This window comes from Heyndrickxia sp. MSNUG, from assembly GCF_049532715.1.
Lineage (GTDB): Bacteria > Bacillota > Bacilli > Bacillales > Cytobacillaceae > Mesobacillus.
Genome location: NZ_CP150978.1, coordinates 4333112 through 4345324, shown reverse-complemented (window position 1 = coordinate 4345324; position 12213 = coordinate 4333112). Strand labels below are relative to the sequence as shown.

Below are 12213 nucleotides of genomic sequence, written 5' to 3'. Positions count from 1 at the left end.
CATTTCACCAAACGTTAAGTTTGTTTTGATATTGCCTCCGAGAGCGGCCAGAATCTCTTCATAGTTGCCCAGTGAAGATAAGCTTGCTCCCTCTTGAATTACAAGTCTGATGATTTCCCTCTACCTGTACTGCCTGCCAAAATGAATTTCACCTATACTATCCTTAACTTGAACTTGCTTATTAAAACCTGTTGAAATGAGCATATCAATCATGATATCCATTTGATAGGCAAATCTCTCGTGTGAATTCGACTAATATGTGGAATTTCGAGAGGGAGGAGAAGGTCAAATTCCCATTGTTTATTCCATTTTATTCCCTATATATTAGGGAATATTTACATGTGTTACAAAAACATTAAATTTGATAAAATCTTTTTAGCGAGAAAGGATATTTCTTGTAAATTTACTAATATATTAATCTTATTCCAGGAGGAATTAACTTGGCAAATCACTCTTTTAAAAAATTTCTTGCAGCTGGAACTTCTGCTGCAATCGTAGTTTCTGCTGTTGCTCCAGCAGCGATGGCACATGAAAATCATGTGTTTTCAGATGTAAGCGGAAATTATGAAGAGGCTGTCTACACACTTCACGATTGGGGAATCGTAAACGGGAAGTCTGATACAACTTTTGGAACGAACATGAATCTAACTCGCGGAGATGCAGCTGTCATCATGGCGAACGCTCTTGGCCTTGATACTGAAGAGGCTCCTGATGCAGGTTTCACAGATTTAATCCCGCGTATCGAAGGTTCTGTAAATGCTTTGGCTGAAGCAGGAATCATCTCAGGTGTGAGCAAGGATAAGTTTGCTCCAAACCTACCATTGACTCGCGGTGCTATGGCAAAAATCCTTGTTTTGGGCTTCGAGCTTGAGGATTATGCTACAGAAACTACATTCAAGGATGCAGTGGGAGCATTTGGACCATATATTGAAGCACTTTACGGCACTGAGATTACTTATGGCAAGACAAAGGATTCTTTCGGAACAAACCTGAACATTACTCGCGGTGATTTCGCCAACCTCCTTTATAGAACATTCACCTTCATGGATGAGAACATGTATATGCCTTATGCAGAATCTGCTGAAATCGTAGACGCTAACACTCTTAAAGTGACAATTGAAGAAGCAGCTCCGGAGGAATATACAGCACAGGATATCGCGGAAGGCTTAATGATCGGCTTTGAAGCGAAGGACGGCTCTATGACCATTCCTGGCTTGTTGAACGCAGAACTTTCTGCAGACCGCAAGACAGTTACATTTGATATCTCTCCAAGCCTTGAAGGTAAAGAAGGAACTTTATGGATCGATGATTTAGAATTGGCGGTTGATTTTGCTGCACCAGTTGCTGGCAAAGGCTCTATCACTCTTGCAGGTACAACAACTCCAGTAGCATTCGACTTCGCAGGAAAAACAACTGCAAACGTTGAACTGACTGGAACAAACGGTGTTGCCAACCTTGACGGCATGAAAATGTCAGTTGTCGATAAATACAGCACTGCTCCAGCTAACGTAATCGTTACTTTGGACTCAACAACAGTTGAAGCTGCCAAAGCTGGCGAAGGCAAAACATGGGGAACATTGCAATACAATAAAGGGAGCTGGGAACTAGTAAATGACGCAGTCTATGACAACATCCCAGCAGGCAGCTACGTCCTAAAAGCACCATTCACAGACGCAGCAAAAAACACAACAACCCTAACACTAAACGTAACAGTAAAATAATAGGCGGGGGGTTCCACTTCCGCATTAACGCATTAAACCCCTGGGGGTCAGTCCCCCAGGGGTTTAATGCGTTCCCGCTTTCACCGCACCGGGGGTCAGACCCCCGGTGCTTTAACGCATCACTCCGCTGGGGGTCTGACCCCCAATGCGGTAGTGTGCTAAAGCGAAAATGGTTATTCTCCACCAACGTATTCGATTGTGTATGTGTCGTTGGCTGTCATCAAAAGCATCTTGAGTACGTCGTCTTTATTGTTGGTGCTGTTGACGTAGTAGTTGTTCAGTCTGCTGAGCAGGATGGAGTAGGCTTGTTCTGGTGATTTTTTCAGGATGTAGTCGCTGTATTCGCTGTCCCAATACTGGATCGCGAACATGATGATTTCTTTCTTTTCGGCGGAAGTCATCTTCTGCCACATGAAGCCATCGAGGTAAGCTAATGAGTCATAATGGAAACTCATATATACACCTTCAAGATAGTAAGCAATGTCATACTCAACAACTTCGCCATCATCATAGGTCACTTCGATTGTTTCAGGGTTGATCAAAGTAACGTCAACCGCTTCTTCCACCATTTCAAGGATGATCCGGTTCAGCGCACGTTCAAAATATAAATCCTCTTGCATCTTGAAGCGGTAAGTCAATTTGGCGAACGCCTCACGAGTTGTGGCATCCTGCGGGAAATAGTACTCCCCGTTTCCTTCAATAAATCCAATATCATACAAAAAGGCTACATGCGGCTGTGCCCAGCTTGAAACTTTATTGAAATCCGTAAAACTTGGATCATATTCAAGCAATCCCACGAATTCCTCAAGTCCCATTGCCCTCACGAACATGACCGCCATTTCCTGGCGGGTAATCAACGCGTTCGAGCCGAACAAAGTATTCGATTTCCCGTAAGTAATGTCCGCTTTTACAAGCGCCCCCACATAGGGCCTTGACCAGTCAGCCAAATCCGTAAATTGTGCCGCTGCTTTGGCATCCAATGGAAGCTCCATCGCCAGGGCCAGCATTTTGGCGAATTGCGCACGGGTCAATTTTTCCTTAGGACGGAAAGTTCCATCGGCATATCCCGTAATCACATTGTTTTTCGCGAGCTCTTCTATGTAAAACTTCATTGGCGACGAATTGATATCCTTAAACGTCACAGAAGCTGAAGCGAAAGAACCTAGCGAACTGAACAACACGGTAAAAGTTAACAAGAATGCGAACGTTTTCTTCATTCAATTTTCCCCCTCATTCTAGTAATCAGCTAAATTTTACAGATTATTTAGAGATAAATATATTGGTAATTTAAGGTTTTTATCTAACCTAATAAACTGGTAAAAATAAGGGTTATTATGTTAAAAACCCTACTTATATCCTGTTTTCGTCATTCGACAAAATTTGTTTAATGTGGTAAAAATATTTTGGTAGATACAGATAATGGCAGTATACATATAGGGGGAAAAGAGTTGAAATTTGCAAAGAAGGTAGTTGTTACATTAGCCATAAGTCTTCTGGTCATTCAGTCAGTTGCGGTTCAGGCAGGATTTGCCAGCACTTATGAACAGTTTCCAGTGTCGTCCGGTGTTAAATACAAAGAAAACCGGGAAGTCATTAACACTTATGACCAGTCCATCAAAGTACTAGAGGTCAATCTTCAGGACCCATATACGAGATTGGATCTTTCAATGCCAGAAATAGGGAAGATTTCAGGGACCACTGCCCAGGCCAAAGCTGTCCATCGTGAGGGCAATAGAGTAGTAGGGGCAGTTAATGGGTCTTTTTTCGACACAAACACAAAGCTTCCGATGTATTTAATTGCTAAAAATGATATTTTAGTAAACTCGGGAATCATCGCTTCCGGGCGTGACCAGTATGTGAACGAACCGATTGCTTTTGGAATCAATGCAAGCGGCAAGGCCCAGATTGAATATTTCAATCTTGACCTCTCAGCTGAACATAATGGCTCCGTAACGGATATTACAAGCATGAACAAAATCAGGAACAATGATAATCTCATTTTATATACTCCTGACTATATGGATGGGTATACAAATACGAACCAATATGGTTATGAGGTTATTTTTACAGGGGCTTCGAAAAATAAGGAGTTGGCGTTCGGTGATGTGATCACTGGTACGGTTAGTGCGATTCGGCCATATGGAACGATAACGAATTCGCAAATTCCCGCCGATGGTTTCGTCTTGTCTGCCCACGGCACTCCAATGGAATTCTTAAAAAATATGAAACTTGGAGAACAGGTTCAAATCTCTATTAATATTGATGATAAGTGGAAGGGTTCAAAATACATCCTGGCGAGCGGACCGCGTCTAGTCGACAATGGGTCTGTTTCGTTAAGCATCGATCCTAAGAGTTCAAGAGCGCTGGAACGTGCACCGCGTACCGCGATTGCCGTTGATCGTACAATGACAAAGGTTTTTATGGTCACGGTGGATGGCAGGGCAGCAGGCTACAGCAAGGGCATGAACCTGACTGAGTTCGCTCAGTATCTTGTGAAGCTTGGAGCTTATAAAGCTCTTAACCTCGATGGGGGAGGCTCCACGACCATGCTTGCGCGCAAACAAGGTGATGATATGGCATCCTTGATCAACAAGCCTTCAGACGGCTGGGAAAGGGGTGTCACGACTACCCTCCAGGCAATCAGCACTGCGCCTCTAGGCCAGGAATCGAGCTTTGGCGTCGGTTTATCAAGCTCATCTGTCACAGTAGGTTCTACTATTTCGGTTTCGTTAAAATATGTGCTGGACCAGTTTTACAATCCGCTGGCGAAAGATCCGGCAAAATTGAAGCTTTCCAGCACGATGGGATCCTTTGAAGGCACTACTTTAAAAACAAATAAAGTTGGCGATGGCGTCATTACGGCGACATATGGCAGCCTGACAAAACAGATTCCAATCACTGTGAAAAATGAAGATTCACCGTTTACTGATATTCCAAGTACGAATAAGTATTTTTCAATCATCAAATATTTATATGAACGTGAAGTAATTGCAGGCTACGCAGATGGAACATACAGACCGGCGAACACATTGAAGCGTATCGATGCAGCTCTTTTGCTGGTCCGTTCGTTAAAATTGGATACTGCCAACATCCAGGATGTAAACTTTACTGATATTCCGAAGACATACCGTTTCTATAATGAAGTCGCGGCAATCACAAATGCAGGCATTATCTCTGGTAAACAAAACGGAACATTATTCGATCCGAACGCACCACTGACAAGGGCAGAAATGGCCGTCATCCTGCAAAAAGGTTTCAAACTGCAAGGCTCAGCAGAAACGCCATTCACTGACGTACCTGAACAAAGCTTCGCGTACAATGCAATCTCAAGCCTGTACGCAAACAAAATCACAGAAGGATACGGCACACTATACAAGCCAGCAGACACCGTAACCCGTATCCAATACGCACTATTCCTGTACAGAGCACTGCAAAACCAGCAGTAAACTAGAGAGTGAAGATTGAAATAAAAGAAAGGGGCCAGCACCAAAGTGCTGGCCCCTCTTTAACGCATTAACGTGCCGGGGGTCAGACCAGACCCCCGGCAGTTCACCGCGTCACAGCGCTGGGGGTCTGACCCCCAATGCTTCGACGCATTAAAGCGGGGATTGGCAGATTCTACATATTCCGGCCTGTAATGACATTGTTCGCTAAATTATGTATAATTGTGCAGTAAATAATTTTAATGAGGGTGCGTGTACTGTGTTATTTAATTCCTATGAATTTATTTTCTTTTTCCTTCCGGCTTCTTTCATTATATATTTTGCGCTTCAGTATGCGGGCCAATCGCGGCTGGCTAAGATTTCCCTGGTGTTAGGATCTTTGATCTTCTACAGCTGGTGGAATATCAGCTATCTTCCGCTCATTCTCACGTCGGTTGTAGTTAACTACGGCGTTGGTACCTTCTTGGGGAATAGCGACCATTTAAAAAAACGGCGAATCGTCCTGACAATCGGCATCGTTTTCAATGTCATTTTACTTGGCTATTATAAATACACCGATTTCTTCCTTTCCACAGTGAATGCTGTGGCAAAAGCGGATTTCCCGCTTCTACACCTGGCTCTTCCGCTGGCGATCAGCTTTTTTACATTCCAGCAGATTGCGTACCTGGTGGACAGCTTCCGATATGAAACGAAAGGGTATCGTTTTGACGAATATATGCTGTTCGTTATCTTTTTCCCGCAGTTGATTGCCGGTCCGATTGTTCATCACAAAGAAGTAATGTCACAATTCCATAATGAAAACTCACGAATGAATGCAAAAAATATCTCACTCGGCCTATATATTTTCGGAATCGGCCTCTTCAAAAAGGTCATGATTGCCGATACGTTCTCTGTTTGGGCGAATGACGGCTTTAAAAACGCATTCGATCTGAACGTCGTCGAAGCCTGGATTGCTTCCTTATCTTACACATTCCAGCTGTACTTCGACTTCAGCGGATATTGCGACATGGCTGTTGGTGCGGCATTATTGTTCAACATCAGGCTGCCAATCAACTTTAATTCGCCATACAAAGCGCTCAATATCCAGGATTTCTGGCGCCGCTGGCATATTACGCTCAGCCGCTTTTTAACTCAATATATTTACATTCCACTTGGCGGAAGCAGAATCAGTCCATCAAGGACATACATCAACATCATGATCATTTTCATGGTCAGCGGCTTCTGGCACGGCGCCGGCTGGACGTTCGTTCTCTGGGGCTTCCTGCATGGCCTTGCATCCGTTATTTATCGCTGGTGGAGCCAGCGCGGCTATAAAATGCCGAAATGGCTGGCGTGGTTCATCACATTCCAGTTCGTGAACGCAGCATGGGTCTTGTTCAGAGCTGAAACATTCGCTCAAGCCATTGCCATCCTGAAAGCAATGTTCGGCATGGGGAAAATCGAGCTGCCAACGCGCGTCGCAAGAGTTCTCGAGCCAATATTCAATGTCAGCCTGCTTCCAGATGGCCCGATGCTCTTTACATCAACAAGCGTCCTATTGATTGTATTAGGCTTGATCGTCGTTACATTCAGGAAAAATTCATTCGAAATGCTGGACCGCTTCAAACCAAATAATTTAAATATGTTATTTATCGTGTTAATTTCCATCGTATCCATCTTACAGCTCGGTAAAGTTTCCGAGTTCCTGTATTTCAACTTTTAATTTCCAAAGGAGTTCTGCAAGTGGAGCCTATCTATAAGAAGTTTGTTCTTAAGTTTTTCATCGTCTTCGCAGCAGCGCTTGTCCTCATTGCTGGGTTCGTGTATATGAGCGACCCTTATGTTTACTATCATAAGGGAGGAATCTACAAGCGGACGTTCACGAAAAACTTTAATATGCGCTACCAAATTCCAGGAATGATCAGGAATCTGGAATTCGAAACGATTTTTGTCGGCACATCCATGGGCCATAATTTTAAAGAAGAAAAAATAGATGAAAGCTACAATACCAAATCTTATAATGCGACCATTTCTGGTTCCTCTGCAAGGGAGCAAAGAAAGGCCGTTGAACTTGCGATGAAGTCACATAAAATAAAGCATGTATTCTGGGAAATCAATTATGATTCTCTTGCTGGAGAACCGGATCGTATCGATGCAACTTTTCCGGAATTTCTCTACGACCGCAACATCGCCAACGATCTTCCATATTTGCTTAGCTATGACGCCATTAAAAAGATTGATTACCAAATGAAAAATCAGGACCTGGTAAATCCCAATGCGGATCCCTATACTTTTTATAAGTTTGGAGAAAAGCGATCGCCTTTAACGGTAGAGAAATTGAAAAAAGAGTTAGAGGGAGTAGAGCCTCCTCCTCCTGAAGCACACAAGCTGGAAGTTTATATGAATAGCTTCAAGGCCAATATGCTTAAAATGGTAGAGGACAATCCGGATACAAAGTTTACCTTCTTCTATGCACCATATCCGATTGCAAGGCATATGAGCATCCAGTTTAAAAAACCTGAAATCAACGAGGACCGTCTGCAGACCAAACTTGAGGTTTTTAAAGAATTGAGGAACCACAAGAACACGGAAGTCTATGATTTCCAGGACAATGCAGAGATTACCTTTAACGTCGGTAATTACATGGACCGTTCCCATTACTTCCCTTATATTAACGACCAGCTGTTAGAAGAAATGGCGACAACCAAGCCAATCCAGTCGGAAAAAGAATATAAGGAAAAAGTAGCGAGATTCTCTGCTCAGCTTAAGAATTTCTCCTACGACCAGTTAAAAGAACAACCGCTGACCGCGAGCAATAGCAATAACTAGTAAAATGGCTGCCAGATTGAGGCGGCCATTTTTTTTGCGTTCTATCCTAGGTAATACTAGCAATCCCTCAACCTAAAATCCCCTAAATTTCAACAACTTCTTTGTCGTCTGATGCTAGAATTACGGTCACGTTATTAGTTGTAAAAATCTTCTAAAAAAAGTAGTATGGAAATTGGATATGTATTCCAATGAGAGAAAGACAGGGGGAGAGAACGTGGGGAAATGGAAGAAGAACCTCGTTTCGATTGGTGTAAGTGCTAGCCTGGTTGCAGGCACGGCGTTCGTGCCAGGAGGGGCAGTATTTGCAAAAACGACTGCTGGAAAGCATGTGGGGATATCCGCAGTTTCGGTCAATTCACCGTTGCTTCAGCAAAAGATGGATCAGAAAAAGTCACCGCTTAGTGAAGATACTTTGGTCATCAAGTACCAGAAGCCTCTGACAGCTTCAGAGCATAAGAGATTGGGAGGAACTCTGGTACGTCAGGTCTCTGGATTGAATTACGCTGTTGTTAAAGTGAAGGACAAGCAGCATCTGCATACCGTCATTTCAAAATACCAGCAGCTTGATAAAGTTGTTTCCGTCACTCCATCTGTCTTATATCAGCAGCTAGGCTTCAGCGATCCGAAGGCGGGAGAGCAGTATCATCTGACACAGCTGCAAATCGCCAAGGCTCAAAAGCTGGCTGGTAAAAATAAAGTCAAGGTTGCTGTCGTTGACACAGGCATCGACCGTAATCATCCTGATTTAAAAGGGAAAATCCTATCCAGCAAAAATACAGTCAATCCGATCAGCCCAGGAATAGCCGATTCACATGGCACACACGTAGCTGGGATCATCGCGGCTAAAAAAGATAATGGAATCGGCGGCTATGGCGTTGCAACGGATGCCGACATCCTTTCTATCGATGTATTTGACCGCGGCTGGGGTGCGAGCGATTATGCCATTGCCGAAGGAATCCTTGAAGCTGTGAGAAGCGGCGCGAAGGTCATCAATATGAGCCTTGGCGGACCGATGCCATCACCGGTCATTGAAGAAGCAGTCAAGCAGGCAGTAGCCAAGAATGTCGTGATCGTAGCGGCAGCAGGAAACGATGCCAGCGACTGGACAAACTATCCGGCAGGCTATGAGGGCGTCATCAGCGTTGGATCTACCAATAAATATAAAAAACTATCAAGTTATTCTTCTTTTGGGCCATCGGTTGATATCGTGGCGCCTGGAGAAGAAGTATACAGTACTATCTACGAACCAGAGAAGCTATCAAGCTTCCGGAAAATGAGCGGCACGTCCATGGCATCTCCAGTCGTTGCCGGAGCAGCTGCATTGCTGCTGTCGAAATATCCAAGTCTTACACCTGCGCAAGTTGAGTACATACTCGAGCACAGTGCGGACGACCTTGGCGAAAAAGGCTTTGATGTTAAATTTGGCAATGGTTTAGTGAACCCTGTCAAAGCGCTTCAATTTGACCTAAAGAAATTGCCGGCATTGGTCAAAAAGAAGCTGACGGAAAAAGAGATTTTCGCGAGCGCCAAATCTGTAAAAGTGGATAAGCAGGCATTATTCACAGATGCCATTACCAAGCCATCAGAGGAAAAATGGATTAAGTTCAACGTTAAAAAGGGAGACAATATCCAGGCCGTTTTATCTGGATCCTCTAAATACGATTACAAAATGATGATGCGTTTCACTTCTGCAAACACAAAACGAATTCACGAAATCAATAAAGTACGTGAAGGCAAGGCAGAAGGAAAGCTATTCACAGCACCTGCAGATGGTGTGCTGGCAATTGGCGTTAAAGACGTAAATGCCAACTATGACGACTCTGCAAAAAAGATTTCCAAATATACGCTTCAAGTCAATAAAATGACAGGCTACTTAACAGATGACTCCGATCTGGAGAATCCGGTCGTAATCGAAGCACTTCCTTTTAGCACGGACGAACACCCGCTGACTTTTACAGGCAGAGACGGCAGTGATGATGATTACTTCACCTTTTCGGTGGAAGAACGCCAGCTCGTAAAACTTGAAGTGAGCGCGGTTCCGGGTGCGAACTCGGCAATCAGCGTTTACCCTGCGGAAATGCTGATGCCGGTTGGAGGGGAAATGCCAGAAGGTGAAGGAATGCCAGAAGGTGAAGACCCGGCAAAAGGAGAATATCAAGCTGCCCATGAGGGTGACCATGGCGAAGAAATTGAGCCGATGTACTATTCCAATAACGGCGGAACAAGTGAAGGGGAAGCCTTGACCTTTACAGCGGAGCCAGGAATGAATTACGCTGTGAAAGTAACGAATAAACCGAGCAATTACTATGGAATGTATGAATTCTTCTATGGCTTTGATATGTTCATGGATACAAGTAAGCCAGAAAGCTCACTTGTCCCATACATGTTCAGCATTACTGGAAAAGTGATGCCGTCTGATGAAGATAATCTCCCTTATATGGAAGAAGAGCAGCCTATGCCTGAAGATGGCATGGAGGATTATGCGGAAGGGAAGCTTGAACAGCAGAGGATTAAAATTGCTTCTTCCTATAAAGCAGCCCATGAAGAAAACCCTGAGCTGGAATACTTGATGATGGTTCAGGAAAACGCACGTCCTTACTCCATTGGCAAGCGTGCTGACGGCTACTTGGCTACGTTCGAGGATGAGGACTGGTTCGCAATCAGCCCGGAGGAAACAGGGGTTTACGAATTCACAATCAGCAAATCTGGCAATATCCCGTGGTTTGAAATTTATAAACTCGAAACTGACAAGAATGATGACGGTGAAGAGTTACAATGGCTGAACTATATCGGAACGAATGTTACTTGGGATATGTACAGCAACGGTTTGGGAACAAAAGTATACACTGGCCTTAAAAAAGGCGAGAAGTATTTCATCAAGCTTAACAACGATTATATGCAAAATCAGATCAGCTTCAATCCATACTCATTCAATTCAAAGCTAGTAACGAAGAATGTGATGGATAAATACGAGGACAATGACAAGCTCGAGAAGGTAAAAGACCTTCCTGGTTCAGTCGTTCAAGGAAACTTTGGCATGCCGAATGATCAGGACGTATTCTACTTCCAGGCTAAAGCAAGCCAGGTGTATGGTGTAACAATGGAGCGCGGAGCCCTTACGAAGGAACTGAGCAGACTTCCGAAGGAAATCGTCAGTCCATTCTACGGTTTTGTCCAAATCATTGAGGATAAGAACAAGAACCGAAAGCTGGATGAAGCAGAATACAATCTTGCTCAATATATTGAAAAGGGCGTATATGGAGGCTACACATTTGGCTCCTTCAAGGCTAAGAAAGGCAGCAATTACATTATCGTAGCTGCAGGATGGCCGGAAAGCAGCACGCCGCTTACCTTGATGCCTTATAAATTGACGATCGCTGCAGCCAACACGAAGGATGAGGATGCAGGCAACAAAGTTACAAACAACAAAGCTTCCAGCCCTGTAAAAATGAAGAAGCTGACTGCAAACACCTGGGAGTCGACAGGCAATTTCAATTCAGGATTGTCATTCGGCGATGAGGATTGGTACACATTTACACTAGATCGCAACGCATCCGGTGTCATCAAGCTGGAAGGCTCCATTGAAACCGATGGCACAATCGAGCTGTATCAAAATGGAAAACTGATTTCATCAGCTGATTTCTATCCAGAAGGTGATGCTGAAGTCCTATCCGCTTCCCTGAAAAAAGGAACCTATCAGGTCAAGATTACAGACTTCCACGGAAGCTCTTCAATCAAGCCTTACAAGTTGAAAGTTTACATGAAGTAAGATACTGTAAAACAGGAGAGTCTTTAGTACTCACCTGTTTTTGCTTAATGGAAAAAACGTAATCTTGAAGACTCAATAAATATCCAAAAAATACAAAATATTCTCCCGATTTTGAAAAAATATCCTTGAAAGGGAAGATTTAAAATAACTGCTTAAATATGACAACTTTTCTTATTTTATCCTTGTATAAAGATGTCAACGTGGTAAAATAGGAGTGTAGCACAATTCCTGTTTTGTGATTTTCAAATGTGCAAGGGTTGGTTATGGCCGATGGAGAGTACCTGTCAAAAGCAGGTACTCTTCGTTTTTTTTAAAACTATCCGATTAGAGTTCGTGGTCCACTAGATTGGTGTGTTTTCCCATTTGGAAACGGCAGATAGAGAAAGCTCAGTTAGATTGCGCTCTTCGAAAATAAAATGCGATCTTCGTACATTAGATGGGGCCCTCGAAAATTAGGATTGTTTCTTCATAA

General features: G+C 43.6%; 6 protein-coding genes. 5 read left to right on the top strand and 1 reads right to left on the bottom strand.

The window, feature by feature from the left end:
- The first annotated feature begins 440 nt into the window (after positions 1-440).
- Positions 441-1721 (top strand): S-layer homology domain-containing protein, encoded by a 1281-nt coding sequence (locus tag AABM38_RS21890; protein WP_423408268.1) that lies wholly within the window; start codon positions 441-443, stop codon positions 1719-1721.
- Positions 1722-1894: 173 nt separating this feature from the next.
- On the opposite strand, the gene AABM38_RS21885 is transcribed toward AABM38_RS21890, so the two are convergent.
- Positions 1895-2938, bottom strand: coding sequence for an S-layer homology domain-containing protein (locus AABM38_RS21885; protein ID WP_423408267.1), 1044 nt, complete (start codon positions 2936-2938; stop codon positions 1895-1897).
- A 231-nt stretch (positions 2939-3169) separates the two neighbouring features.
- On the opposite strand from AABM38_RS21885, the gene AABM38_RS21880 reads away from it, so the two are divergent.
- The 4 genes from AABM38_RS21880 to AABM38_RS21865 all read left to right on the top strand — a co-directional run bounded on the left by AABM38_RS21880 (position 3170) and on the right by AABM38_RS21865 (position 11741).
- Positions 3170-5167, top strand: a complete 1998-nt coding sequence (locus tag AABM38_RS21880; RefSeq protein WP_423408266.1) for a phosphodiester glycosidase family protein — start codon at positions 3170-3172, stop codon at positions 5165-5167.
- A gap of 256 nt (positions 5168-5423) precedes the next feature.
- Positions 5424-6866, top strand: a complete 1443-nt coding sequence (locus AABM38_RS21875) for an MBOAT family O-acyltransferase (RefSeq protein ID WP_423408265.1) — start codon at positions 5424-5426, stop codon at positions 6864-6866.
- Between the two features lie 20 nt (positions 6867-6886).
- Positions 6887-7972 carry a hypothetical protein gene (locus tag AABM38_RS21870; protein ID WP_423408264.1) on the top strand — a complete coding sequence of 362 codons (1086 nt, stop codon included), beginning with the start codon at positions 6887-6889 and terminating at the stop codon, positions 7970-7972.
- Between the two features lie 214 nt (positions 7973-8186).
- On the top strand, positions 8187-11741 hold the full coding sequence (locus tag AABM38_RS21865) for a S8 family peptidase (RefSeq protein ID WP_423408263.1): 3555 nt from the start codon (positions 8187-8189) through the stop codon (positions 11739-11741).
- The last annotated feature ends 472 nt before the right edge of the window (positions 11742-12213 follow it).